Genomic DNA, 26695 nt, shown 5'->3' on the forward strand with positions numbered 1-26695 from the left:
GCCAGGAGACACCTTCGCCCCGATCATGGCGGTCGTACGCATTCCCGTCCGCCGCTCCGGTGGGCACTCAGGAACCGGAGCAAGCTTGGTCGCGATTCTGCCCGCGCAATAAGGCCAACGCACCAACCAGAGGCTCCAGTCCGATGATCGTCCACCGATCGTATCGGCAGCCACGCACGGCTCGGCCGATGATTCCGGCCCGGACAGCGCGCCTCGCCCCGACCGGGCGCCGGTCCTCCTCCGCCCTTCTGCGGCCCGTCAGGCGCGGGGGTGAGCTTGATCATGGACCTTCTTCAGGCGCTCGATGGAGACATGAGTGTAGAGCTGGGTGGTCGCCATACTGGCGTGGCCGAGAAGTTCTTGTACTACGCGCAGGTCCGCACCCCCCTCGAGCAGATGGGTTGCGGCCGAATGCCGCAGGCCGTGCGGGCCCAAATCCGGTGCGCCCGGAATTGCCGAAACGACCTCGTGGACAACCGTTCTGGCCTGTCGCTGGTCGAGCCGTTTACCGCGACGGCCGAGCAGTAGGGCGCGCCCGGAGTCCGCTGTCACGAGTGCGGGGCGACCGTACTGCAGCCAATTCGCGATCGCCTCGTCGGCTGGTACTCCAAAGGGCACCGAGCGCTCCTTATTGCCCTTACCGATAACGCGGACCAGCCGCCGTTCCCGATCGATATCGTCGAGATCCAGACCGCACAACTCGCTGACCCGAATTCCTGTCGAGTACAGCAACTCCACAATCAGCCGATCCCGCAATGCCATCGGATCGCGTTGCACCGCACCCGATTCCGCAGCATCCATAGCCGCGACAGCCTGCTGCGTACCGAGTACCGCGGGCAACGCCCGATGCGCCTTCGGCGACCCGAGCCGCAACCCCGGATCGATCGCTAGCCGCCCAATGCTGGTCAACCACGCGGTGAACGTCCTCGCCGAGGATGCCCGCCGCGCCATGGTCGTCCGCGCCGCCCCACCGGCCGACTGCGCCGCCAACCACGACCGCAACAATGCCAAATCCACTTCCCGCACCGCCGAATCCGCCGATCGCGCGACCAAATGCCCCAACAACGACCGCGCATCCCCCACATACGCCCGTGCCGTATGCACCGACCGATTCCGCCCGAGCCGCAAATGCCGCTCATACTCCGCCAGCAACGCCTCGAGATCCTCCGGCAACTCCATCCCCCTACCGTCACCGCCCCCAACCCCACTTGGCAAGTAAGCACGCCGCGACACCGTAGGTTTACCGCCGTAGACACGGTCTGCCACGTCACCGCCTCGCCCCATCGTGGCGAAGCACCGGTTTCCAGACGCAATCTTCCTCGCCATGAAAGGACCATTTCCCACACGGCATGGACGTGGGTCTGCGCGCTGCGGAGCCAGGCCGATCATCTAGCGCCCGTTCGCTGGATTCGAGGTTCGGTGCCCGACGTACGATCCGCCTCCCGGACGGGCACAGTTACTCGTCACGGGCGAGCACACACCTCGTGCCGCGCGGTACGAGCACCTCGCCGCGCAGGTGCAGGCACTCCCGGGCGTAGCGCGCGCAGCGATCGGGTCGGCGCCTGAATCCTTCATCGGCTCTGACGATTTGCGGTTCGGTGCCAGCCGTTTTCGTCCATACCTACTAGGCCGGCGAGTTCGAGTGCGGGGAGGATGGCACGGACGATGGAGAGGTCCAGGCCGGAGTCTTCGGCGATGGCGCGGGGTTGGCGGGAGCCGATTCCGGGGAGGGCGGCGTAGACCGAGGCTTCCTCGCCTTTCAATCGGTCGCTGGGGTCGGACGACTGGGTGGTTGGAAGTGATAGACGTAGTGGCCCTGCTTCATCGATGACCTCTTCGGCGCGGGTGACCAGCAGGGCCTCGCCTTCGCGGATCATGCGGTGGCAGCCTGCCGATGACGCGGCGGTGACCGGACCGGGGATGGCGAGGGCGGGACGGCCGAGGCGGCGGGCCCATTTGACGGTATTTCGAGCGCCGCTGCGTAGTCCCGCTTCTACGACGAGGACGCCGTCCGCCAGCGCGGCGATCAGGCGATTGCGGGCCAGGAACTGGTTCTTGTGGGCAACGGTACCCGGCGGATATTCGCTGATTACCAAACCGGTTTCGGCGATCTCGGCCAAGAGTCGCTCGTGCTGGGCGGGATAGGGGCGATCGACGCCGCAGGCAAGGACGGCGATCGTCGGAGCGCCGATGGCTAGCGCGCAGCGATGTGCCATACCGTCGATACCGAAGGCGGCTCCGGACACGATTGTCCAGCCCTGTGCGGCCAGGTCCCCGACGATCTCGCCGGTGACATGCTCGCCGTATCCGCTGCTGCAGCGCGCCCCGACTACGGCGATCGCCTGCTCGCTCGACTCCAACAACGATCGCGGCCCACGCACCCATAGCGCCAACGGCGCCGCCCCGTCACGATCGCGTCCGGGCTCTAGTTGGCGGAGTCCGAGCATTCGCCAGGCCGGCCACTCCGGATCATCCGGAGTCACCAACCGACCACCCAAGTGCTCGATCAGCTCGAGATCCCTTGCCGCACAATCGATCTCCCTTCGTTTAGCGGTCGCACCGAGCAACGGCTCCGGCAGCTCACACTCCCGTACCGCCCGCGCCGCCTCCACCACCCCCACCGATTCGATCAACGATGACAGCGCCGCACACGGCCCCTGAACCACCCGAGACAAATACGCCCAAGCCAACCGCCGCTCATCAACATCCCCACGGGGAACCGCCAACTCCGATCCGCTCGAAACCCAACCATCGAGATCCACTACCCCATGCCCCGGACGAGGCGTGCTGCCAGTCCGGCCACAGCCCGGCGCATCCACCCTGCTGACCACCAATGCGACCGGATACGTATCACTTTCCAGCGAGGCATGCGCGGTTCTCGTTGCCGCAGCGCCATTCGCTGAGGCAATAGATCCGCCGTCCGCTACGCGATCCGAGGCAACGTCCGAATCACCTGGGGCACACGGGCTGTCGCCCCCCAGCGGACCTGTGGTAGGAGCACTGCCACAGGCAACGGCAGCTCGGCAATCCGAGGTGGCCATCGACTCGATCGCACACCTGGCGGTGGCGGACGCACCGCCCGCCGCAGTCTCCGGGCTTCCGGGCGCAACGACCGCTCGCGTCGCACGAGACCCGCTGCCCACCGAGGTGCGCGTGGTACCGGCCGCAGGACGGTCGCCACACGCCGTCGATGCTGCACAATTGGAGACATCGCCCGTCGGCTCGCCCGGACACCCAGCGGCAGCAGGGCAGCTCGCTGCCGTCGCCGCGAGATCCGAAGCGGTCGCACCGATGTGCGCTGTGCCTGCGTACCCCGAGGCGTTTGCACCGCTGCGGATGTCTGACGCAACACACCTCATAATCTCACCGTCGATCAGGCGCTCGGCTCCAGTTGCCCCGCTCATTGGGAACCCCGTTGACGGAAGTTCAACGCGGCCAGTACGTCTTGGGCGCTGGGTTGGTCGGCGTTGCGGAGGTCGCAGATGGTCCAGGCGACGCGGAGCGCGCGGTCGGCGCCGCGGGCAGAGAGACGGCCCAGACGGAGGGCGGCTTCGATGGGGGCGGTTGCTTCGTGGGGAAGTCGGAAACGTTGGCGCAGAATGTGGCCGGGGACTTCGGCGTTGGTTGACCAGCCGTAGTCCTCCCAACGCTGTACTGCGGTTTGCCGTGCGGCCGCGACTCGACGGCGCACGACCTCGCTGCTTTCGGCTTCCTCGGCGGCGAACGATGCTCCCGAGTGGCCGTGCATTTGAACCCAGATGTCTATGCGATCCATCAACGGCCCGGACAATTTGCCGAGGTATCGGCGGCGCGCGAGCGGGGCGCAGATGCAGTCGACATCGCGGGCGGGGGCACATGGGCAGGGATTCGCGGCCAAGACCAGTTGGAAACGGGCCGGATAGCGAGCCACACCGTCACGGCGCGCGATGCGAACTTCGCCCTCTTCCAGGGGAGTTCGCATCGCATCCAGGACCTTGGTCCCTATCTCCGCACATTCATCGAGGAACAGAACCCCGCGATGAGCACGGCTGACGGCACCCGGGCGTGCGGTCCCCGATCCACCGCCGACCATGGCGCTGGCCGAGGTCGAGTGATGAGGAGCGACGAAGGGCGGCATGGTGATCAGCGGAGCGTCGTCGGAGAGCGCACCCGCGACCGAATGGATGGCCGTCACCTCGAGCGCTTCGGATTCGGTTAGTGGCGGCAGCAGGCCCGGAAGACGTTGCGCCAGCATGGTTTTACCGATTCCGGGCGGCCCCGTGAGCAGCAGGTGGTGTCCGCCGGCCGCGGCGACCTCCAATGCCCACCGGGCCTCATCCTGACCAACCACGTCGCTCAGATCGCCGCCGCAGCGCACCGTGTCGGGCAGCATGCCATTGGGCTCTACCAGACCGCCCTCACCGCGCAGCCACGCGACGACGGTGCGCAAGCTCGTGGCACCGAAAACCTCGATGCCATCGACGAGACCGGCTTCGGCCAGTGCGGATTCCGGCACGATTACCCGCGTCCAACCCGCATTGCGTGCCGCGAGCACCGCGGGCAGGATGCCGCGCACCCGGCGGACACGCCCGTCCAGTGCCAATTCCCCTAGCAGCACGGTCTTTCCGAGCCGATCGGAGGGGACCGCGCCGGCCGCGTCCAGCACCGCGATCGCGAGCGCAAGATCGTAAACGCTGCCGATTTTGGGCAGTGTCGCCGGGGACAGTGCCAGGATCACGCGCCCATCCGGCCACTTCTCCCCGATATTCGCCACCGCGGAGCGCACCCGGTCACGGGATTCCTGCAGTGCGGTATCGGGCAGGCCGACCAGGTGCACCGAGGGCAGGCCCTGCCCGATATCCGCCTCGATTTCGACCAGCTGGCCGTCCACCCCGTTCACCGCGACCGAATACGCCACCCCCAGCGCCATCAGAACACCGCTTTCAGATGATCGATCACCGGTCGGTGGCCGCGGTGCAGCAGCACCGAAATCACGTCGAAGCGGATATCGCGCCACCGACCGTCCTGTTCGGACAGCCATACCAGCGCCAGCCGCCTGATCCGCTGCTGCTTATCGAAGGTGACCGCCTCGGCGGGCGTGCCGAACTTCGTTCCGGTTCGCGTTTTGACCTCGACGAAGGCAGTCACGCGCCCGTCCCGGGCGATCAGATCCAGTTCGCCGTACTTGCACCGCCAATTCCTGCTGATGATCTCCATCCCGGCGGCCTGCAGGAATCGGGCCGCCAGTTCTTCCCCTTGTGCGCCGAGCGCCTGGTTTTCTGCCACCGGCTCAGCGTGCCCGGACCACGCCCACGGCCGACAACGGCGACCAGCGCGAACAGAAAACCTGTGGATACCGGCTCAGCTGTGGACAACCCAGGCATCCAGCACTCGTACTCCACCTACTTGTCGGTGCCCAATGCTATTGGGGCGAGCACCCACCGGCGGATCGGAGCGCCTATTCGGGCAACCGCAGATCCGGCTTCTCCAGCTCCTCGATATTCACGTCCTTGAACGTGATCACCCGAACATGCTTCACGAAGCGCGCGGGCCGATACATATCCCACACCCACGCATCACTCATGCGCACCTCGAAGTAGACCTCACCGTCGGCGTTCTGCGGCCGCAATTCGACGGAGTTGGCCAGATAGAAGCGGCGCTCGGTCTCCACCACGTACGAGAACTGACCGACGATGTCCTTGTACTCCCGGTATAGCGAGAGCTCCATCTCGGTTTCGTATTTCTCCAGGTCCTCGGCACTCATCGGGTGGGACGTCCTCCTTCTCGCCGCACTGCGTCTGCTGACATCATCATCGCGCATGCGCCGCGTCGGTAGCCACTCGGCTATCCGGTTCGACGCCCTCCAGCAAAACCTCATCGGCCAGTTCCGCGTCGGCGTACTCCGCCGCGGCTACCGGTCGCAACCCCGCTGCCAGCCGCACATTGCGCCAGGATCGCCGGTGCTCACTGCTCGGTCCGAGCCGCTCGAGCGCGGCCGTGTGCTCGGGCGTGTTGTAACCCTTGTGCGCGGCGAATCCATAGCCGGGGAACCGCTCGTCCAGCTCGACCATCATTCGGTCCCTGGTCACCTTGGCCAGGATGCTAGCCGCCGCGATACAAGCCGCAGTCGCGTCTCCGCCGATGACCGGCAGCGACGGCACCGGAATTCCGGGCACCCGGAATCCGTCGGTCAGCACATACCCTGGTGCCTGCCCGAGTCCGGCGATCGCGCGGCGCATGCCCTCGATATTGGCGACATGGATGCCGATCGAATCGATCTCCCAGGCCGGGATGACGACGACCTTCCAGGCCAGCGCCAACCGGGTGATAACCGGGTACAGCTCCTCGCGCATAGATTCGGTGAGCTTCTTGGAATCGTCGAGTCCGGCCAGCCGGTCGTAGGCCTTGGGAGCAAGCAGACAGGCGGCAACGACCAGCGGTCCCGCACAGGGGCCGCGCCCGGCCTCATCGACACCGGCGACCGGGCCGAGCCCGCTGCGGATCAGCGCGGCCTCCAGCGTGCGCAATCCACCGGCTCGACGCATCACGACACGCGGCGGCCACCCGTTGCCCGGAGTCGCGCCATTAGCCCTAGCCACTCGATCGTGCCCCACCATCCAATTATCCTGCGGCTCGCACTGATCAGTTCGTCTGGGGATCCTGTGTTTTCACCGGACCGATCCGGGTGGGCGGCCAGATCTTGAAGACCGTCTTGCCACGCACATTGTCGATCGGGACGGTGCCCTGCAGGTTATCGCTGACGTGGGCGCGTGAATCGGCGGACTGGTTGCGGTTGTCGCCCATCACCCACAGGTTGCCCTCGGGCACCTTGACCGGGCCGAATACCCGCCCCGCCGGGTAGGTCGCGTTCTGCTGACCTGGGTACCACGGGTAGTCGTTCAGGGCGTACGGCTCGTCCAAGGGCTTGCCGTCCACCATGACCCGCCCCTGCGCGTCACAGCACTGCACGGTCTGGCCACCGACGGCGATCACCCGCTTCACCAGATCGTTCTCATCCGGCGGCACGAGTCCGAAGAAAGAGAAGAAGTTCTGCACGCCGCGCACGACGACATTGCTGGACCGGATCGACTGGTAGCGGGTGTTCCAGGAGGGCGGGCCGACGAACACCACGACATCACCGGGCTGCGGCTCGCCCCAGTAGTAGCTCGGCTTCTCCACGTAGATGCGGTCGCCGATGAGCAACGTCTCTTCCATCGACTGGGACGGAATGACGTACGGGCGCCCAACGAAACTGACCATTAGTGCCGCGATTACCGCGGCGATGACAATGAGGACCGGCAGTTCTTGCCAGAAGGGGCGCTGCTTGCGCTTGGAGCGTCGTGAGCGGCGGCTCACGCCCTCGTCGTCCGAATCGGACACCGTCATCGACCCACTTTCGTCTGCCACGCCGAACAGATTAGCCCGGCACCGGAACGGACGTCCGATGCCGGGCTAGCTGAAGAACTTTCGTGCCGAGCGGTGCCGCTAGTAGGTCAGCGCTTTTCCTTGATCTTGGCGGCCTTGCCGCGCAGATCGCGCAGGTAGTACAGCTTGGCACGGCGGACATCACCGCGGGTCACGACATCGATGTGGTCGATGTTGGGGCTGTGCACCGGGAAGGTGCGCTCCACGCCGACACCGAACGACACCTTGCGGACGGTGAAGGTCTCGCGGATGCCACCACCCTGACGCCGGATCACGACGCCCTTGAAGACCTGGATGCGCTCCTTCGAGCCTTCGATGACCTTCACGTGCACGTTGAGCGTGTCGCCCGGACGGAAGTCGGGGACGTCGCTGCGCAGCGACTTTTCGTCGACGAAGTCAAGGGTGTTCATTTCATCCTTCTGATGTTTGCGCGAGCAGAGGACCCTGGCGGCACTGGCGTGCTCGACCGGTTCATACTCCGAATAAGGGGTGCTCCGTGGGCCGAATGCACCCAGGGCAACCTGTGCATTGTGCCAGATCGGCGGGTCGCGGGAAAAATCGGGCCCCGCTCACCCGATGGCCGCGCGGTGCACCGCGGCCGCGAGACGGCATGACGGATTTCCCGTGACCGATTCCTCTCCCATCAAACCGCAAGTGGTCTGGTCGGGCGCAGGGCCCACGATGCGAGGAGGAGCCCGGCCAAACCCAGCGGCCCGAGCCAGGCCTTCGGCTCGTCGCCGACGAGCGATATGGGAGGCGTCAGCGCAGCCGGAACAGCAAGCGGTGCTGGCGGATTCGGTCCATGCACCAGCGCATTCTCGTGAACGCGAGACACGGTGCAGTTGCGCTGGGAAGGCGCAACGATCAGTCGCGATGGGAGTGGTCGGACACGGCGGGCAGGTGCCAATGGGCGGGGGCGGGGGGTGCGGGGACGACGGTGCGGGCCAATTCGGCTTCGGCGGCCTCGCGGACGTGGACGACGTCGGGTTTTCCGGCAACGAGGTCTTGTACGAAGATCTTCGCGCGGATCATTGGGCGTCGGTACCGACGTTCGCGGACGATCGCCCGATACATGAGCCGCCGCCTGCCTGGATAACGCCAACGAGCCCACGGTGCGCCCGGTCGGCTCAGGCGGAATGCGCCGACTACGAGTAGGGGCAGGAAGAACATGCCGAACAGCCCGGTCCAGATCTTGCCCTTCGCGATAACGATTGCCGCCAGCCCGAGATTCACCACGGCGAACAGGACGATGAAGGTGCGGACTCCGGCGCTGGCATCGCGACGGAAGTCATTGATATCCAGCAACCACAGCGGATGGAATCCGAGCAGCAGTAGTCCGGTCACCGCGAGCGCGACGAAGACCGCGTCCACCGAGGTGCGGCCCTGCTCCTCCCAGTACACATCGCGCAGATAGAAGATCAGCGCGAATTCGTCGAGGGTCAGGGCCGCGCCGACACCGAAGACGGCGGCGAGCAGGCTCGCGGTGAGTGTAGTGGCACTCGCGTACATGGTGACCATCCCGATGCCGGACAGCAGCACCAGGATGACCCCGAACACCATGTGGTGGATGTGCACACCACCGGAGCGCAAATTACCGGGCCACCAGCGGACCTGCTTGCGGATCAACCGCACGCTGAGCCGGATCAGCAGGAAGCCGACAATGAACCCGAGGAGGAAACACAGCAGCGGAAGGCGGCCGTGCCCGATCACATCGTCTTCGAGCCACCGTCGCATGGCCTCCTACAAACCTCCGCCCGTATCGCCCTTACTGCCCGAACCCGGCCCGCCGCAGCGCATCCGCCATCGAACCGCTCGGTGCGGGCGCGTTGCGCCGCTGGTTGCCCTGGTTGCGGCCCTGATTCTGCTGTCGGCCCTGGCCCTGCTGCCTGCCCTGACCATTCTGCCGCTGTCCCCCACGATCCTGCCCGCTCCGACCGCCTTGGCCACGACCGCGGCCACCGTCGCCTTTGGCCGCTACGCCCGGCTCATCGTCCAACCGCAGCGACAGCCCGATGCGCTGACGTGCGACATCGACCTCGAGCACCTTCACCTTGACGACATCACCGGACTTCACGACCTCGCGCGGATCCTTGACGAAGTTGTGCGACATGGCCGAGACGTGCACGAGGCCGTCCTGGTGCACGCCGACATCGACGAAGGCACCGAATGCGGCCACATTGGTGACTACCCCCTCGAGCACCATGCCCGGCCGCAGATCCGCGACCTTCTCCACGCCCGCCGCGAATTCGGCCGTCTTGAATTCCGGACGCGGGTCGCGGCCCGGCTTCTCGAGTTCGGAGATGATGTCGGTGACGGTAGGGATACCGAACTTCTCATCGGTGAAATCGGCGGGCCGCAGCGCGCGCAAGGTGGTGGTGTTGCCGATCAGTTCCGACATGCCGCGCCCGGTCGATTCCAGGATGCGCCGCACCACCGGATAGGCCTCGGGGTGCACGGCGGAGGTATCGAGCGGATCGTCGCCGCCGCGGATGCGCAGGAAGCCCGCGCACTGTTCGAAGGCCTTGGGACCCAGGCGCGGCACGTCGAGCAGCGCGGTGCGGCTGCGGAACGGGCCGTGCTGATCACGGTGCGACACAATGCTTTCGGCGATCGAATTGGCGATACCGGAAACCCGCGACAGCAGCGGCACCGATGCGGTGTTCACATCGACACCGACCGCGTTCACCGCATCCTCCACCACCGCGCCCAGCGAGCGGGCCAGCAGGGTTTCGGAGACATCGTGCTGATACTGACCGACGCCGATGGACTTCGGGTCGATCTTCACCAGCTCGGCCAGCGGGTCCTGCAGACGACGGGCGATGGAAACCGCGCCGCGCAGCGAGACGTCCATATCCGGTAGTTCCTGCGAGGCATACGCCGATGCGGAGTACACCGACGCGCCTGCCTCGGAGACCACGATCTTGGTCGGCTTGTGCTCCGGAATCCGGGAAATAAGTTCGGCGGCAAGGGCATCGGTCTCGCGCGAGGCGGTGCCGTTGCCGATGGCGATGAGTTCGACGCCGAAGCGGGCGACCAACGCGCCGAGTACTGCGAGGGATTTCTCGGTCTGGCCCTGCGGTTTGTGCGGGTAGATGACCTCGGTCGCGACCACCTTGCCGGTGGCGTCGACGACAGCGACCTTCACGCCGGTACGGTAGCCCGGGTCCAGCCCCATGGTGGTGCGGGTACCCGCGGGAGCGGCCAGCAGCAGGTCGCGCAGGTTCGCGGCGAAAACGTCGACGGCGTCCTTCTCGGCGGCCTGACGCAACCGCATGCGGGTGTCGATACCAAGGCTCACTTGCAGTTTCGTGCGCCACGCCCAGCGCACCGTATCCAGCAACCAGGTATCGGCGGCCCGGCCGCGATCGGCGATATCGAACTTCACCGCGATGCGGCCCTCGTAGACCGAGCGCTCGCCGGGCGCCAACTCCTCGGTGTCGGGCTCGAGCTGCAGCTGCAGGATCTCTTCCTTCTCTCCGCGCAGCAGCGCGAGGATCCGGTGCGAGGGCAGCTTGGTGAACGGCTCGCTGAACTCGAAGTAGTCGGCGAACTTAGCGCCCGCCTCCTCCTTGCCCGGCCGCACGCTCGAGCTGACCTGGCCGCGGTTCCACATCAGCTCACGCAGTTCGCCGACCAGATCGGCGTCCTCGGCGAAACGCTCGACCAGAATGGCGCGGGCACCGTCGAGCTGTTCGGCGGTGTACTGGGCGGGATCGGTGGTCGGATCGCCGATCAGCGCATCGGCGACGGGTTCGTGACCGGCCTCGCGGGCGATCTGCGCCTTGGTGCGCCGCTTCGGCTTGTACGGCAGGTAGATGTCCTCGAGGCGGGCCTTGGTCTCGGCGGTCATCAGCTGCCCGAGCAGCGCGTCATCGAGTTTGCCCTGGCCCTTGATGGATTCGATGATCGTGCCGCGGCGCTCGTCGAGTTCGCGCAGGTAGGTCAGGCGCTCGTCGAGCTGGCGGAGCTGGGCGTCATCGAGGCCACCGGTGACCTCTTTTCGGTACCGCGCGATGAAGGGCACCGTGGAACCCGCATCCAGCAGCTCGACGGCGGCCCGGACCTGGGTCTCGCGCACGCCGAGCTCATCGGCGATGCGCCGGCCCACGCTGGCCAGAGCTGTGGTCGCGGCCGGTGTGGCGGCGGTCGTGTCGGTGTTCGTCGCTGAACTGGCGATCTCGGGCGCTGTCGTCACGCCCGAGACACTACCGTTGTCGCCTGACAAGCGGCCCACGCCCAGGTAAACCGGGTTGCGGATGACCGAATTGCGCGGTGTCAGCACTGGTCCGGAGCATCGGATGAGACCCGGACTTATTCTTCCCGCCCCCGGGGACTGCTGCCGGTCGTGCGGTGCTCGACGACTTCGTCGCGAACCGGCAGTCGAGCTCGTTCCGACGTCCCCGACATGTGCTCACAAGATGTCGTCGCGGTCCGAAGACACGAGCAGTTCCGCAGCCAGGTCGCGCATTTCGGCTTTGCGGATCTTCCCGGTCACGGTCATCGGAAATTCGTCGACGATGTGCACATAGCGCGGGATCTTGAAGTGGGCGAGCTTGCCGGCGCAGAAGGCGCGGACCGCGTCGGCGTTCAATGGTGTTGTGCCGTCCTTCATTCGGATCCAGGCCATCAGCTCCTCGCCGTACTTCGGGTCGGGGACACCGATCACCTGGGCGTCGAGGATGTCCGGATGGGTGTAGAGGAATTCTTCGATCTCGCGCGGGTAGATGTTCTCACCGCCGCGGATCACCATGTCCTTGATCCGGCCGGTGATGGCGAGGTATCCGTCGTCATCCATGACGCCGATATCGCCGGTGTGCATCCAGCGGGCGGCATCTATGGCCTCGGCGGTCTTCTCGGGTTCGGACCAGTAGCCGAGCATGACCGAGTAACCGCGGGTGCACAGTTCCCCGGGTTCACCGCGCGGCACGGTCAAACCAGTTGCGGGGTCGACGATTTTGACCTCGAGATGGGGGCCGACCCGGCCGACCGTCGCGGTGCGGCGGTCGATGCCGTCATCGCGGCGGGTCTGGGTCGATACGGGGGAGGTTTCGGTCATGCCGTAGCAGATGCACACCTCGCGCATGCCCATGCGATCGATCACCCGCTTCATCACCTCGACCGGGCAGGGCGATCCGGCCATGATGCCGGTGCGCAGGCTGGACAGGTCGACGTCCTTACCCGAATCCAGTTCCGCGAGTAGCGCGATGAACATCGTCGGTACGCCGTAGAGTGAGGTACACCGCTCCGCCGCGACCGCATCCAGGGTTGCGATCGGATCGAATGCGGGAGCCGGAATCACCACGGCCGCACCGTGACTGGTGCTCGCCAGGTTGCCCATAACCATGCCGAAGCAATGGTAGAACGGGACCGGCACGCAGATCCGGTCCTGTTCGGTATAGCCGCAGAGTTCGCCGACAAAGTAGCCGTTGTTCAGGATGTTGTGGTGGCTCAACGTCGCGCCCTTGGGAAAACCCGTTGTGCCGGAGGTGTATTGGATATTGATCGGGTCGTCCATCGACAGTGTCGCGGCGATCGCCGTCAGTCGTTCGGCATCGATAGCGGTCTGTGCCACCGCATCCCATTCAGGGGAGCCGAGTACCAGAACTTGCTCCAGGCCAGGACAATTCGGGCGGACCTGCTCGATCATGGCGACGTAGTTCGATGTCTTGAATTCCGGCGCGGCGATCAGCGTGCGCACCCCGGCTTGGCGCAGCACGTATTCCAGTTCGCTGGTGCGGTAGGCCGGATTGATATTGACCAGAATCGCACCGAGTTTCGCGGTCGCATACTGGGTGAGGAACCATTCGGCGCAGTTCGGAGCCCAAATACCGACCCGGTCACCCTTGACGATACCGCGCTCGGCCAATCCTGTGGCAAGTTGGTCGACCGCGGCCGCGAGTTCGCGATAGGTCCAGCGGCGGCCGGATGAGCAGTCCACCAACGCTTCCCGGTCCGCATAGGCTGCGGCCATGCGGTCGAAGTCATCGCCGATGGTATCGCCGAGGAGCGGGGTTTCCGCGCTGCCAGATGCGTAACTTGCGGGTGCGGACATCACCGAACCCCCTGCTGTCGCAATATGAACCGCTGCACCTTGCCGCTGGGCGTCTTGGGTAAAGCGTTCACGAAATGCACCTTTCGTGGATACGCGTGTGCGGCGAATTTGCGTTTCACCAGAGTCTGCAATTCCGTCTCGAGTTCGGCGCTACCTTCGAAACCGTTGCGCAACACCACAAATGCTTCGAGCACCTCACCACGTAATTCGTCGGGCATGCCGACCACCGCGGCCTCGACCACCCGCTCATCCAGCACCAGCACGCTTTCTACCTCGAACGGACCGATGCGGTACCCGGCCATGATGATGACATCGTCGTCGCGGGCGGAGAAGTGGAAGAAACCGTCCGCATCCTGGGATCCGGCATCCCCGGTCAGATACCAGCGCCCGTCGGCGGTGTAGCGCTGCGCAGTGCGCTCCGGAGCGTCGAGGTAGCCGAGGAACCACAGCAGCGGGCTGTGTTCGGTATCGATCGCGACTCGGCCCAGTTCACCGATTGGCGCTTCGACGTCTGCATCGTCGGCGAGCACCGCGCAATGCCAACCCGGCATTGTCCGCCCCATCGAGCCCGCGGGAGCCTCTACTCGCAGCGCGTCGTGCCAGGAATTGCAGATGAGCATGCCGTGCTCGGTCTGCCCGTAGTGGTCGCGCACCGCCACGCCGAGGGTTTCGACCGACCAAGTCACCACATCCGGAGTCAGCGGTTCGCCCGCGGACGAGGCCCGCCGCAACTGAAGATCGGTAGGGGCGCAGGCGCTGTCGGCCCGCAACGCACGGTAGACCGTCGGCGCGGCGGTGAAGTTGGTGACGCCGAATCGCTCGAGAACTTGCCAGGTCAGCGGCGCGGAGAAGGCGGCATGCAGCAGCAGGCTGCGGATACCGGAGGCCAGCGGACTCAGAATCGCCCAGTACAGTCCGTACGCCCAACCCGGATCCGCCGCATTCCAATAGACGTCGTCTGGGCGCACTTCCAGTGAAAACTCTTGATAGGCATGAAATGCCGCGAGCGCTCGCACCGGAATCGGCACCCCCTTCGGCGTACCCGTCGTGCCACTGGTGAACAACTGCACCAACAGCCCGTCCCCGCCGACGGCCACGGCAGCCGCTCGCGGGTCGTCCACGGAGTGCGTGGCAAGCAGATCCGCGAAACGCAGTGGGGGCATCGGCGCAGTGGTCGCCTGAGTGGAACTCGCATCGGGCACCTGCACGCGAGCGGATTCCGGACCATCCCCGGCAATGACGACGCGCCATGGCGGATCAGCCGGGATGTCGTCACTCGGTACCAGCTTTGTCGCCTGATCGATGTCGGCGATGACGATCGTCGCGCCGCTCGCGGCCAGTCGGAAGGCGATGGCGGGTGCGGCGAAAGCGGTGAACAGCGGGACATGGACCGCGCCGCGCCGCCAGATGCCGAGCAGCGCGACCACCAGGTCGGCGGATTTCGACATGAGCGTGGCGACACGGTCGCCGGGTTGGACGCCGAGGTCGGCCAGGGCGACGGCGCAGCGCTGGGAGCGTTCGCGAAGTTCACCGTAGGTCAGGTCCGTCGAGGTCAGGTCGGCGTCGACAATGGTGAACGCGACCCGATCGGCCGGGTGCCGGTCGCACAGCATATCCGCCGCGCTGATATCGGGTCCGTCGTAGGTCTGCAGTAGCTCGCGCACGCGCGCGTTCAGGTCCACGGTCATCTCGCCTCTCCTCATCGGTGATCCACGCCACCTCGATCTCCAATAGGATGTGGGTCACATCACGTTCGGCACTACCCCCGAAAAGGGGTGAGTCTTTTGACCCACACCACCGCGCTGCTGCGCCCGCGCGACGGCGATGCGCTGCGCGCCGAGATCCGCTGGGTGGCGAATAAGGCGGGCGTGCCGGTGGTTTTCGGCGGCGAAGTGCACGACGACGCGCTGCTGCTCACCGAATTCGTCGGCACCGTCACCAATGGCCTGCGCGGACTGACCGTGCTGCGCACCTCCGGGCTGGGCGGACGGGTCATGGATATGCGCCGTCCCGCCTCGGTCGCCGACTACCGCAGCGCCTCCGATATCACCCACCACTACGACGGCCCGGTCTCCGGCGAACGCATCCGCTCGGTGCTCGCGGTGCCCGTGGTAGTCGACGATCGCTCGCGCGCGGTGCTGTACGCCGCAAACCGCGGCGGCACCCCGCTCGGCGATCGCACCGCCGACCTGGTCGTCGCGGCCAGCCGACGCCTGGCCACCGAGATCACCATCCGTGACGAGGTGGACCGTCGCCTGCGCCTGCTGGAAATGACCACTCCCGCGCCCGAGACCGCACCCGCGGTCGCCGAGGAACTGCGTGAGATCAATGCCGAACTGCGCGGTGCGGCACGCTCGGCCGAGGACGCGCGCCTACGCGAGCGCCTGCACTCGGTGTGCGAACGCCTCACCCGACTCCTGGTCGGCGACCCGCCCGAGGATGCCCCGCGCCTGTCCCGTCGGGAACTAGACGTGCTGTCCCAGATCGCGCTCGGTTGCACCAATCACGAAGCCGCCCATCGCCTTTCGCTCTCCCCGGAAACAGTCAAAAGCTATCTGCGCAACGCGATGACCAAACTCGACGCGCACTCCCGCCACGAGGCTGTCGTCACCGCCCGCCGCCTCGGCCTGCTGCCCTGACCAGCGAGCTCCCGCGCACGAATTCGCACGCCGCGCACGGAATCTCGGGCGATTCGATGCGCGGCGTGCGAATCTGTGCGCGACATGATGACCGAACCTCGTCAGCGCCCGCCGGTGCAGACGCCTTCGGGGGTGTACTGGCATGGGCGCTCGTTGCGGCCTTTGTATTGCCCGTGGTTGCTGCTGCGGCCGCGCTGACCTGCGCTGTTGCGGCTACGGCCAGCATCGGGCTCATGCGTGTCCCGATCGGCGGCGACTCTGGCTTCGACGATTTCGGGCGCGGCTAGGTCCGATAGGACCATCATCGCGCCACCGATCAGAGTCGAGACCACCGCTCGACGCACCGTCCCGAAGCGAGCCGCTGTCACCATAGCCACCTACCGTTCGCCGTTGATTAATGTGCCGTTAACTAACGATACATTCGATAGGGCGTCGAGTCTGTAGTTTTATTCCTCGAGCAGATCCGGACGCCGTTCGCGGGTCCGTGCAAGCGACTGTTCACGCCGCCACGCGGCGACCTTCGCATGATCACCGGACAGCAAGATGGGCGGCACTTCGAGGCCGCGCCAGGAGACGGGGCGCGTATAGCTCGGCCCCTCGAGCAGTCCGTCGGAGAACGAATCCTCTTGGTGGGATTGCTGATTGCCGAGTACGCCAGGAAGTAGGCGGACTACGGCTTCAGCCATGACAAGGACTGCGGCTTCCCCGCCTATGAGGACGTAATCGCCGATGCTGACCTCTTCGACACGTACCCGGCGGGCGGCATCGTCGAAGACGCGTTGATCGATACCTTCATAACGACCGCAAGCGAATACCAGGTGTTTTTCGGTCGCCCAACGTTGCGCGGTGGCCTGGGTGAAGGGCACGCCGGCGGGCGTCGGCACCACGAGCAGGGCATCGTCGGGACATACCTCGTCGAGGGCATCGCCCCAGACCGTCGGCTTCATGACCATTCCAGGGCCGCCGCCGTAGGGCGAATCATCGACGGATTTGTGCACGTCGTGGGTCCAGCGCCGCAGATCGTGCACGGCCACCGAGATCAGGCCCTTGTCGATGGCCTTGCCCAGCAATGCCGTTCGCAGCGGCTCCAGATACTCCGGAAATATCGTGACGACATCGAGTTTCATGCTGTCCTCTTTTCCGGCGATTCGCTACTCCGGATCGAGCAGACCCTCGGGCGGATCGATGACGACCAGCTGATCCGCAAGCGACACCGTCGGCACGATCGCGGTGACGAACGGGATGAGGATTTCCCTGCCGTCATCGGCGGCGCGCACCGAAAGCAGTTCTCCCGCGGCCGAATGCAGCACTTCGGTAACCCTGCCGACAACGGTGCCATCGGTGAGCTGGACGGTCAGGCCTTCCAACTCGTGGTCGTAGAACTCGTCCGGATCCTGCGAAGGCGGCAGCTCCGCACTGTCCACGACGAACAGCGTGCCGCGCAGCGCATCGGCGGCGGTGCGGTCGGAGATCCCGACGAGTTGCATGAGGAGTCGGCCCGAATGTTCTCGGGCCGACTCCACGGTGAACTCACCGACTTCGTTGGATCGCGCCGCTCGCCCGCGCAGCCGCACACCGGGTGCGAAACGCGCGTCGGGATCGTCGGTGCGTACCTCGACCACCAGTTCGCCGTGCACACCGTGCGATTTGGCGACCCGGCCCACGACGAGTTCCATTAAGCGTCGGTATCGACCACGTCGACCCGGATGCCCCGGCCGCCGATGCCGGCGACCAGGGTGCGCAGCGCGGTCGCGGTACGACCACCGCGACCGATCACCTTGCCCAGATCATCGGGGTTGACGTGCACCTCGACGGTGCGTCCGCGGCGGCCGGTGATCAGCTCGACCCGGACGTCATCCGGATTGGCGACAATGCCGCGAACCAGATGTTCCACGGCATCGGCGACGACTGCCGACATTATTCGGCAGCCTCGGTCTCGGCGGCCTCGTCCTTCTTGGCGGCCTTCTTCTTGGGGGTGACGGCCTCGGCGACCGGCTCGTTATCGGCGGCGGCCAGCGCGGCGTTGAACAGGTCCAGCTTGGACGTCTTCGCCGGCTTCACCTTGAGGGTGCCCTCGGCGCCCGGCAGGCCCTTGAACTTCTGCCAGTCGCCGGTGATCTCCAGCAGCCGCTGCACTGCCTCGGTCGGCTGCGCGCCGACACCCAGCCAGTACTGCACGCGCTCGGAGTTGATCTCGATCAGCGACGGCTCTTCCTTCGGGTGGTACTTGCCGACGTTCTCGATGGCACGGCCGTCACGACGGGTGCGAGCATCGGCGATGACCACGCGGTACTGCGGGTTGCGGATCTTGCCGAGACGGGTGAGCTTGATGCGAACAGCCATGTGCTGATCTGCCTTTCAGTGGTTGGTCACGGCGCAATTCAGCGACCCGCACGGTCTGCGAGCCCGGTTTTGCGCTTGGAGTGTGTGACCGCCGCGCGGTGCGTAACCGGAGACGGGCTGACACTTGTCCAGGAAGGACGATGGTCCATTCTGCCAGACCGGTCCCCCGCTCCTGAAATCGCGTCGTCCGGAAACGATCGACCGCCTGCCTCGGATAATCACAACATGGGGATCTTCAGGAGTCGGCGTCGGCGCAAGCGGGGCGTGGTTGCCGAGACAGCCGCCGACGTCGGCGGTGACGCGACCATGGAATTGCTGACGCCTGGTCTCGCGCGCGCCACTGTCGGCGGTATTCGCAGCGTGATCGGGGTGATCGCGAACCTGCTGAGCTGACGATCACGTGGTTCGTAGCGCAGCAGCACGACCCCGGCCCGGAATGTACGGCGTCGACCCGGCGCACCCTAGCGCAGATCTGCCGTTTCGACGGTGATCGGAACGGGTCCGGGAGCCACGACCGTCTCGCCCGCCGCGGCGTATACCTCCTGGCGGTATCCGCTCTCACCGAGCCGATAGCCCCAGAAGCGTGCTGGCTTGTCCTCGGGCAACTCCACAACCCAAAGATACGGAACACGTGCGGCCGCGTATCCGGCGATCTTTGTATCCCGCTCCTCACGGGTATTACCCGGAGACCACACCTCGACGGCAAGCACTAGGTCCTCGGGCGCGAAGCTGGAGTGGTTGAAATCGACATTCACCACAGCGATATCGGGAATGATCCCAGTACGGAAAGCCGTGCTGATCCGCACAGCCACCGCTGGCAGTACATTCAAATCCGTACGTCCCGCAGCCCGTAGCGCGTCGCGCAACACAATCGCCAATTCCAACGACGCATACTGATGCGGACCGCCGGGCGCTGGCGTCATGTGGAGGTACCCCAGAATGAGTTCGAGTCGAGATCCATCGGACGGCTGCTCTTCGGCCAGCCAGTCTTCCACAGTCATTGGCCCCAGGGGATGAATCATCGCAACCTCGGCGCTCATCGTCATATCCGTCCGATCTCCGTCGCCCGCGACCGTTATCAGTCAACTTTAACCTGAGCATCGCTTTAGCGTGAGCGCCCAATCCTGAGCACGATTCGCGGGATGCCCGGGATTCGGCCAGGAAATGGGCGCTCAGGTCAACCGCTCAGCGGACCAGCGGGGCGAGCGTGCGACCGGCGAGATCCACCGCACCCGGCTCGTGGCCGTTTGTCACCATGTTGACGATGAGGCCCTGCACACCTTGGTCGAGGACCCTGGTCTGCAGTTGCTCGGCGACGTCGGCCGGGCTGCCGACGAACTGGCGGTCGGCGATGGTCTGCTTGCGCTCGTCCTCCGAGAGCGTGGACAGGTCGACGCCGATGCCGCGCAGCAAATCCTGCTGTTGTTTGCGTGCACGGTCGCCGTCTTCGTCGATCATCAGGAAACAGAGGTAGCTGATCTCCAAAGTGCTCGGATCACGGTCGTTTTCGGCACAGCGCTGGTGCAGTGCCTCGATCTTGCGGGGCAGCTCGGAGGCGTTGCAGATGATGTTTATGTGGTCGGCGAAGCGGGCGGCTAGTGCGAAGGTCTTCTTCTCGCCGCCACCACCGAGCAGGATCGGCAAGTCGTTGCGCAGCCGCGGCTCGTTCATGGCGTTTTCGGTGTGGTACCACTTGCCGTCGAAGGTCGAGTGCTCACCACGCAGCATGGGCGTAATGATCCGCAGCGCCTCGTCGAGCCGCTGGAAGCGCTCGGTGAAGGTGCCGAATTCGAACCCGTAGGACTGATGTTCGAGCTCGAACCAACCGGCGCCGATGCCGAGCACGGCCCGTCCGCCGCTCACCAGATCCATGGTGGTGACGGTCTTGGCGAGCAGTGCGGGATTGCGATAGGTGTTGCCGGTTACCAACGCCGACAACTGAATTCGTTCGGTAGACGCGGCGATTCCGGACAGCGTGGTGTAGGCCTCCAGCATCGGCTCACTCGGCTCACCGAGACCGGGCAGCTGATAGAAGTGATCCATCACGAAGACCGTGTCGAAACCCGCGGATTCGGCCTCCCTGGCCTGCGCGACCACGGTCGGAAAGAGTTCGCTGACGGGCTGGCCGTAACTGAAGTTGGGCATCTGGTAGCCGAGGCGAATGGTCATAACCCGACCCTACGCGCGCACCGCCCCGCCCTCCCGATCTTGGCCACATCAATGCCCTGACCTGGGAGTCGGTCGCACACCGACCTCGCATGAGCGCTAGCCTGCGCGCGCTGCGGTTGGTCAGCGGTGGCCGGTTACGGGATTGTGGGTTTTAACGAGGCGCCCGCGCAGGATGACGTACTGCGGCTCGGCGAGCGCGGCCGGATTGATGCGCGGATCTTCCTGGTAGACAACGAAATCCGCCGGCGCGCCGGCCTCGATGCCCGGTCGGCCGAGCCAGGTGCGGGCATTCCAGGAGGCCGCGCCGAGCGCGTCGTGTTTCGACAACCCCGCTCCGGACAGCGCGGCGATTTCGTCGGCAATGCGACCGTGCCGGATGGAGCCGCCCGCATCGGTGCCCGCGAAAATCGGAACGCCCGCATCGTGCGCATTGGCGACCGTGCGCCGGACGCGTGCGTGCAGATCGCGCATATGTGCGGCATAGATGGGGAATTTGCCTGCGCTGTCGGCGATTTCGGGGAAGGTGTCGATATTGATCAGCGTCGGGACCAGCGCGGTGCCGTGTTCGACCATCAACTCGATGGTCTCGTCGGTGAGGCCGGTGCCGTGTTCGAGGCAATCGATGCCCGCGTTGATCAGGCCGGGCAGCGCGTCCTCGCCGAAGACGTGCGCCGTCACCCGTGCGCCATTGGCGTGCGCGGCGTCGATCGCCTCCTTCAGGATCGCATCGCTCCACAGCGGTCGCAGATCGCCCACCGATCGGTCGATCCAGTCGCCGACGATCTTCACCCAGCCGTCGCCGAATCGCGCCTGTTCGGCGACGATCTCCGGCAGATCACGCTCATCGTCGAGTTCGATACCGAGTTCCCGGATATACCGCCGTGGCCGGGCGATATGGCGGCCCGCACGGATGATCCGGGGCAGCTCCTCATGCTCGTCGATGAAGCGCGTATCGATGGGTGAGCCCGCATCGCGCAGCAGCAACGCCCCCGCGTCCCGCTCGGTCTCGGCCTGGGCAATAGCCCCCGCGCGCTCCTCGTGTCCCCCGCCGTACCGGATCCCGACGTGACAGTGCGCATCGACGAGGCCGGGCACGATCCACCCTGTGCCGCATAATGTTTCGGCCCCCACGACGGGCTCGAAGGACACCAGCCCATCGTGTACCCACAGGTCACGCATCTCGTCATCAGGGAGAACCACACCCCGCAGATGCACAGCAACCTCCTCGACCCTCATCGGCACCGTCCAACCTACTGCCCACGCCCCTTGACGATCACCCGGCCCGCTCACTCCGGCAACGGCTCCCAGCCGATGTCAATCCGGGCCTGCCGCGTTCGAACCCGGCACCCGTTGTAGACGGTGCCCGATTCCAAGACCGGGTGCCAGTTCGAGCGCACATAGCCCCACGCACACCGGCAACCACTCCCGACTGGCGTTAGTCAGCCGGGCACCCAACGCGCGGAGGGCGCCCGGTTCAAAGCATGGAATCAGCGCGGCACGGCGGACGGCTGGTTGCCTTGCGCTGCAACGACACCGCGAAAGTTGGCGATGCCTACTTCTTGGGGAAGTTCAGCTTGGACAGGTCGAAACCCTCGAGGCCGGGGGGCAACTGGTCCAGTCCGGCGGGCATACCGGACAGATCCGGCATTCCGGCGGGCATACCGGGCATACCGGGGAACCCTCCGCGCATCTTGGGTGGCGTCGGTCCGCGCCCACCCTTCTTGCCCTTCTTGCCCTTCTTCGTATTGCCGCGGCGCGAACCTGGCAGGCCCATCTGGCGGCCCATCATCGCCATCATCTTCTTCGCCTCGAAGAAGCGGTCGACGAGTTGGTTGACCTCGGAGACCTGTACGCCGGAGCCGTTGGCGATGCGCAGCCGCCGAGATGCGTTGATGATCTTCGGGTTCGCGCGTTCGGCCGGGGTCATACCGCGGATGATCGCCTGCACCCGGTCGAGCTGTTTATCGTCGACCTGGGCCAGCACATCCTTCATCTGGCCCGCACCGGGCAGCATGCCGAGCAGATTGCCGATGGGTCCCATCTTGCGGATGGCGAGCATCTGGTCGAGGAAGTCCTCGAGCGTCATCTCGCCGCTGCCGATCTTGCGGGCGGCTTCCTCGGCCTGCTGCTGGTCGTAGACCTGTTCGGCCTGCTCGATGAGGCTCAGTACGTCACCCATGCCGAGGATGCGCGAGGCCATCCGGTCGGGATGGAAGACGTCGAAGTCCTCGAGCTTCTCACCGGTGGAGGCGAACATGATCGGTGAGCCGGTCACATTCCGGACCGACAGCGCCGCACCACCGCGAGCGTCACCGTCGAGCTTGGTGAGAACGACACCGGTGAAGCCGACGCCGTCGCGGAAGGCCTCCGCGGTATTGACCGCGTCCTGACCGATCATCGCGTCGAGCACGAACAGCGTCTCGTCGGGCTTGACCGCATCGCGAATGCCAGCGGCTTGCGCCATCAGCTCGGCGTCGATACCGAGGCGACCGGCGGTGTCGACGATGACGACGTCATATTGCTTGCTGCGCGCCTCCTCGACACCGGCCTCGGCCACCGCGACCGGGTCGGCCGCCGAAATGCCGAGCGGATTCTCGCCGCGGCCGATGGAGGTGCCGGGATGCGGCGCGAAAACGGGCGCGCCCGCGCGCTCACCGACCACCTGGAGCTGGGTGACCGCGCCGGGGCGCTGCAGGTCACAGGCCACCAGCAGCGGCTGATGGCCCTGCCCCTTCAGCCATTTCGCGAGCTTGCCCGCAAGGGTGGTCTTACCGGAACCCTGCAGACCGGCGAGCATGATCACCGTCGGCGGATTCTTGGCGAGGGTCAGCCTGCGGGTTTCGCCGCCGAGGATGCCGACGAGCTCCTCGTTGACGATCTTGACTACCTGCTGGGCCGGATTAAGAGCGGCGGAAACCTCCGCACCCTTGGCCCGCTCTTTGATCTTCGCGATGAAACCGCGCACCACGGGCAACGCGACGTCGGCTTCGAGCAGGGCGAGGCGGATCTCACGACAGGTAGCGTCGATGTCGGCCGGTGACAGACGCCCCTTACCGCGAAGATCCTTGAGGGCACCGGTAAGCCGGTCGGACAGGGATTCGAACACCGATCGCGCTCCTGATCTCGTGGGACGTCACTTGATACCCCAGGGTAATGGGACTGCCCACATGTGTGCGCAAGCGGTGCTCGGTTAATCCAACGCGCGGCGGCGCGGTCTTGTGGTCTTGCGGTAGTCGTGGTTCTCCTGAGCAACCATGAAAACCGCCTCTCGACCGGTGAGACCGAGCTCGAGGGCCAGGTCGTCGAGCATGACCCAGTCCGGACCCGTCGGCACATCGTGGGTGGCAACGGTGGTGGCAATCGTCATAGCGGTCACAGCTTGCTGTCCGGACAGTGTCCGGCCGGGCAGCCACGAGACCACCCACCGATCACCGCCGACGCAGCGCGCCATATGCGTGGTTTCGTCACTCGTCATCATCGACGCGGAAACGACTTCAATTGCCACCGACCTGCTCCCCTCGTGCTCGCGATAGCCAGACGCTCTGATCGTAGGGTGCGGCGGGCCCGCCGCATACGCTTTCAGCAAATCATGCGCAAATGTCAATCATCCTGGTCAGGAGACCGAATGCCACCGGGTGGGCCGACTCCCTCCGGGGGTTTGGGGGCGGGCCGCGGGACCACGCCCAGAACCGCCTTTTCGATGGTTTCGCGCCGTTCCGGAATGTCGACGCCGAGGTCGAGGCCGAAGGCGTCGACCACCGCGGAACCCATGGTCACCACCTTGGCCCAGCGCACATCGGCACCGCATTCGGCAAACGCCGCGGCCAACCGGCTGAGCAGGCCGATCCGGTCCTCGGCACGCAATTCGAGGACAACCTGGCCCGGGGTCGATGTCGCCGACCAGATCACCCGGGGCTGCGCCTGCGCGTACTGGCTCGGGCCAGCCCCGGTCGCCTCGCGCTCCCGCTTCGCCAGCAACGCGGACAGATCCAGATCGCCCGCGGTCGCGCGGATCAGTTCCTGTCGCAGCAATCCGCCGTCCGGCGGATCGCCGAACTTCGGGGAGACCACGAAAGTATTGATGGCCGAGGAACCTTCGCCGCCAACGATCGCCGAGAGCACCCGCAGCGAATGCAGCGCCAACACCCCGGCGGCATCCGACAGCAGTCCCGGCGTATCCGGTGCGATCACCGTGACCGTGTAGGTGTACTTGCCCTCGCCGGGCCGCAGATCGACGTGTACGCCGCCCGCGGCGGCCTTCGCCAGCAGTTCCGGTGCGATCGGTGCCGGCTCGGGCAACTGATCTCCCGCCATGACCAGGCGGCAGCGGCGCACGAGTTCCCCGATCAGCGATGCCTTCCAATCGCCCCACACGCCGGGGCCGGTGGCCAGCGAATCGGCCTCGGCCAAGGTATGCAGCAATTCGAGTAGTTGCACATCGCCGCCGAGTGCATCGACGACGAATTGCACGGTATCGGGATCGGCCAGATCGCGCCGAGTCGCGGTGTCGGGCAATAACAGATGGTGGCGCACGATGGCGCTGAGCGTCCGCACATCCGATGGCCACAGGCCGAGACGCCGTCCGATATGGGTGGCCAGTTCGGCGCCGACAATGCTGTGGTCACCGGCGCGGCCCTTGCCGATATCGTGCAGCAGCGCACCCAGCATCAGCAGGTCGGGACGGGCGACGCGAGTGCTCAACGCGCTCGCGTATGCGACCGCCTCCATCAGGTGCCGGTCCACGGTCCAGGTGTGCAGGGCATCGCGTGGCGGCAGGTCGCGCACCGCTCCCCATTCGGGAAGCAGCCTGCCCCACAAGCCCGTTCGGTCCAGCGCCTCGACCGCATCAATGACGCCGCGACCCGCTCCGAGCAGGATCAACAGGTCGTTGACCGCATCCTTGGGCCAGGGTTCGCGCAGTTCCGGCGCATCCTCGGAGAGTCGATTCAGCGTGGTCGCGGACATCGGCAGCCCGGTCTGCGCCGACGCCGCGGCCACCCGCAGGATCAGTCCGGGATCGCGCTGCGGCCGCGCGTCCCGCGCCAAAACGACCTCCCCCGCGTGTTCGACCACCCCCTCATCGAGTGGTCGACGAACCGGCATGCGCCGCAGTCGCGCGAGGCCACGACGCGGTAGCGCATTGGCGGCGGTACGAAGACCGACATCGACGGAATAACTCACCGTCCGCGCCGAATCGCTCAGTGTGCGAGCCAGATCGAAACGGTCACCGATGCGCAGGGCCGCGCCGATCTCGTCGGCATCCTGGGCTCGCAGTTGGTCGCGGGCCCGGCCCGCCACCCGATGCAGCTCCGTGCGAACATCCAGCAAACGGCGCCGCGCCTGCTTCAGACCACCGCCGGGCACATCCGGTCCCAGCCCCGGCATGGCATCGGTCAGCTGCGCGATGGCCAGTGCGTCGAGCAGTTGGATATCGCGCAACCCGCCGCGCCCGTTCTTCAGATCGGGTTCAGCGCGATGGGCGATCGCACCGCTGCGCTGCCATCTGGTCTCGGCCTGTTCGATCAATTCGTCGAAGCGCGATCGAATTCCGGTCCGCCACTCCCGCCGGACCCCGCCGATCAGCAGATTGCTCAACTCCATATCGCCGACGATGTGCCTGGCCTCGAGCATGCCGAGGGCCGCGATGAGATCGTCGGAGGCCACCCGCAATGCCTGCGGCACGGTGCGCACGCTGTGGTCCAGCTTGATATGCGCATCCCACAGGGGATACCAGAGCTGATCGGCCACCTCGGCCACCCGCGTGGGATCGACGTCATCGTGCAGCAGCACCAGATCCAGATCGGAGTACGGCAGCATCTCCTTGCGACCGAGCCCGCCGACGGCGACCACGGCCAGACCGCTGTCGTGGCCGATGCCGAGCTCGGCGCCCTTGGTGCTCAGCCAGAGTTCGAACAGATCGACCAGCGCCGAACGCAGGGATTCCGCGTCCAGCCGCGGATTACGGGGCAGTCCGCCCTCGAGCAATTGATTGCGTGCCCTGACCAGGTCGGTCGCGCCATTGGAGACGTTCGTGCCGGCATCCCCGGATACCTGTCTGCCGTCTTGCTCGTGACTACCCACAAACCCA

At 65.9% G+C, this 26695-nt stretch carries 25 protein-coding genes; 2 read left to right on the forward strand and 23 right to left on the reverse strand.

Annotated elements, in window-relative coordinates; genetic code table 11:
• Window positions 1–258 precede the first annotated feature (258 nt).
• The 12 genes from ACQP2U_RS31315 to ACQP2U_RS31370 form a co-directional block, all read right to left on the reverse strand.
• On the reverse strand, window positions 259–1179 hold the full coding sequence (locus ACQP2U_RS31315) for a tyrosine recombinase XerC (RefSeq protein WP_433710751.1): 921 nt from the start codon (window positions 1177–1179) through the stop codon (window positions 259–261).
• A 392-nt stretch (window positions 1180–1571) separates the two neighbouring features.
• Window positions 1572–2690: a DNA-processing protein DprA gene (dprA, locus tag ACQP2U_RS31320; protein ID WP_433710752.1), complete on the reverse strand. Its 1119-nt coding sequence runs from the start codon at window positions 2688–2690 to the stop codon at window positions 1572–1574.
• Between the two features lie 710 nt (window positions 2691–3400).
• A complete protein-coding gene (locus ACQP2U_RS31325; RefSeq protein ID WP_433710753.1) occupies window positions 3401–4909 on the reverse strand; it encodes a YifB family Mg chelatase-like AAA ATPase in 1509 nt (502 codons plus the stop codon).
• A complete protein-coding gene (locus ACQP2U_RS31330) occupies window positions 4909–5265 on the reverse strand; it encodes a YraN family protein (protein WP_433710754.1) in 357 nt (118 codons plus the stop codon). Before ACQP2U_RS31330 ends, ACQP2U_RS31325 begins: the two co-directional genes overlap by 1 nt.
• A gap of 172 nt (window positions 5266–5437) precedes the next feature.
• Window positions 5438–5743, reverse strand: coding sequence for a DUF2469 domain-containing protein (locus ACQP2U_RS31335; protein ID WP_011210678.1), 306 nt, complete (start codon window positions 5741–5743; stop codon window positions 5438–5440).
• A gap of 46 nt (window positions 5744–5789) precedes the next feature.
• On the reverse strand, window positions 5790–6596 hold the full coding sequence (locus tag ACQP2U_RS31340; protein WP_433710755.1) for a ribonuclease HII: 807 nt from the start codon (window positions 6594–6596) through the stop codon (window positions 5790–5792).
• A 25-nt stretch (window positions 6597–6621) separates the two neighbouring features.
• Window positions 6622–7365: a signal peptidase I gene (gene lepB / locus ACQP2U_RS31345; RefSeq protein WP_433716637.1), complete on the reverse strand. Its 744-nt coding sequence runs from the start codon at window positions 7363–7365 to the stop codon at window positions 6622–6624.
• A 107-nt stretch (window positions 7366–7472) separates the two neighbouring features.
• Window positions 7473–7814: a 50S ribosomal protein L19 gene (gene rplS, locus ACQP2U_RS31350; protein WP_011210681.1), complete on the reverse strand. Its 342-nt coding sequence runs from the start codon at window positions 7812–7814 to the stop codon at window positions 7473–7475.
• Window positions 7815–8268: 454 nt separating this feature from the next.
• Complete coding sequence (locus ACQP2U_RS31355; protein WP_433710756.1) at window positions 8269–9138, reverse strand: hypothetical protein; 870 nt, start codon at window positions 9136–9138, stop codon at window positions 8269–8271.
• Between the two features lie 31 nt (window positions 9139–9169).
• Complete coding sequence (locus tag ACQP2U_RS31360) at window positions 9170–11581, reverse strand: Tex family protein (protein ID WP_433716638.1); 2412 nt, start codon at window positions 11579–11581, stop codon at window positions 9170–9172.
• Window positions 11582–11815: 234 nt separating this feature from the next.
• Entirely contained in the window at window positions 11816–13456 is a 1641-nt protein-coding gene (locus tag ACQP2U_RS31365; RefSeq protein WP_433710757.1) for an AMP-binding protein, read from the reverse strand.
• Entirely contained in the window at window positions 13456–15144 is a 1689-nt protein-coding gene (locus ACQP2U_RS31370) for an AMP-binding protein (protein WP_433710758.1), read from the reverse strand. Before ACQP2U_RS31370 ends, ACQP2U_RS31365 begins: the two co-directional genes overlap by 1 nt.
• 96 nt (window positions 15145–15240) lie before the next feature.
• Between ACQP2U_RS31370 and ACQP2U_RS31375 the strand changes: the two genes are divergently transcribed.
• Window positions 15241–16095, forward strand: a complete 855-nt coding sequence (locus tag ACQP2U_RS31375) for a LuxR C-terminal-related transcriptional regulator (RefSeq protein WP_433710759.1) — start codon at window positions 15241–15243, stop codon at window positions 16093–16095.
• 101 nt (window positions 16096–16196) lie between these two features.
• On the opposite strand, the gene ACQP2U_RS31380 is transcribed toward ACQP2U_RS31375, so the two are convergent.
• The 5 genes from ACQP2U_RS31380 to rpsP all read right to left on the reverse strand — a co-directional run bounded on the left by ACQP2U_RS31380 (window position 16197) and on the right by rpsP (window position 18438).
• Window positions 16197–16466, reverse strand: a complete 270-nt coding sequence (locus ACQP2U_RS31380) for a hypothetical protein (RefSeq protein ID WP_433710760.1) — start codon at window positions 16464–16466, stop codon at window positions 16197–16199.
• 75 nt (window positions 16467–16541) lie between these two features.
• Window positions 16542–17222, reverse strand: a complete 681-nt coding sequence (trmD, locus tag ACQP2U_RS31385; protein WP_397032322.1) for a tRNA (guanosine(37)-N1)-methyltransferase TrmD — start codon at window positions 17220–17222, stop codon at window positions 16542–16544.
• Window positions 17223–17246: 24 nt separating this feature from the next.
• Window positions 17247–17771 carry a ribosome maturation factor RimM gene (gene rimM, locus ACQP2U_RS31390; RefSeq protein WP_433710761.1) on the reverse strand — a complete coding sequence of 175 codons (525 nt, stop codon included), beginning with the start codon at window positions 17769–17771 and terminating at the stop codon, window positions 17247–17249.
• Window positions 17771–18013, reverse strand: coding sequence for an RNA-binding protein (locus ACQP2U_RS31395; RefSeq protein ID WP_040693288.1), 243 nt, complete (start codon window positions 18011–18013; stop codon window positions 17771–17773). Before ACQP2U_RS31395 ends, rimM begins: the two co-directional genes overlap by 1 nt.
• Window positions 18013–18438 carry a 30S ribosomal protein S16 gene (gene rpsP, locus ACQP2U_RS31400; RefSeq protein WP_364341737.1) on the reverse strand — a complete coding sequence of 142 codons (426 nt, stop codon included), beginning with the start codon at window positions 18436–18438 and terminating at the stop codon, window positions 18013–18015. Before rpsP ends, ACQP2U_RS31395 begins: the two co-directional genes overlap by 1 nt.
• A gap of 225 nt (window positions 18439–18663) precedes the next feature.
• On the opposite strand from rpsP, the gene ACQP2U_RS31405 reads away from it, so the two are divergent.
• Window positions 18664–18831, forward strand: a complete 168-nt coding sequence (locus ACQP2U_RS31405) for a hypothetical protein (protein ID WP_433710762.1) — start codon at window positions 18664–18666, stop codon at window positions 18829–18831.
• Window positions 18832–18899: 68 nt separating this feature from the next.
• Here the strand turns inward: ACQP2U_RS31405 and ACQP2U_RS31410 are convergent, their stop codons facing one another.
• The 6 genes from ACQP2U_RS31410 to ACQP2U_RS31435 all read right to left on the reverse strand — a co-directional run bounded on the left by ACQP2U_RS31410 (window position 18900) and on the right by ACQP2U_RS31435 (window position 26688).
• The gene (locus ACQP2U_RS31410) at window positions 18900–19439 is read right to left on the reverse strand and encodes a Uma2 family endonuclease (RefSeq protein WP_433710763.1); all 540 of its coding nucleotides are present in this window, start codon (window positions 19437–19439) and stop codon (window positions 18900–18902) included.
• A 184-nt stretch (window positions 19440–19623) separates the two neighbouring features.
• Complete coding sequence (locus tag ACQP2U_RS31415) at window positions 19624–20607, reverse strand: LLM class F420-dependent oxidoreductase (RefSeq protein WP_397032330.1); 984 nt, start codon at window positions 20605–20607, stop codon at window positions 19624–19626.
• Between the two features lie 120 nt (window positions 20608–20727).
• A complete protein-coding gene (locus ACQP2U_RS31420) occupies window positions 20728–21843 on the reverse strand; it encodes a metal-dependent hydrolase family protein (RefSeq protein ID WP_433710764.1) in 1116 nt (371 codons plus the stop codon).
• Between the two features lie 316 nt (window positions 21844–22159).
• Window positions 22160–23713 (reverse strand): signal recognition particle protein, encoded by a 1554-nt coding sequence (gene ffh / locus ACQP2U_RS31425; RefSeq protein ID WP_433710765.1) that lies wholly within the window; start codon window positions 23711–23713, stop codon window positions 22160–22162.
• Between the two features lie 84 nt (window positions 23714–23797).
• A complete protein-coding gene (locus ACQP2U_RS31430; protein ID WP_433710766.1) occupies window positions 23798–24112 on the reverse strand; it encodes a hypothetical protein in 315 nt (104 codons plus the stop codon).
• A gap of 95 nt (window positions 24113–24207) precedes the next feature.
• Window positions 24208–26688 (reverse strand): [protein-PII] uridylyltransferase, encoded by a 2481-nt coding sequence (locus ACQP2U_RS31435; protein ID WP_433710767.1) that lies wholly within the window; start codon window positions 26686–26688, stop codon window positions 24208–24210.
• Window positions 26689–26695 lie beyond the last annotated feature (7 nt).

The organism is Nocardia sp. CA-084685 (assembly GCF_050955785.1).
GTDB lineage: Bacteria > Actinomycetota > Actinomycetes > Mycobacteriales > Mycobacteriaceae > Nocardia.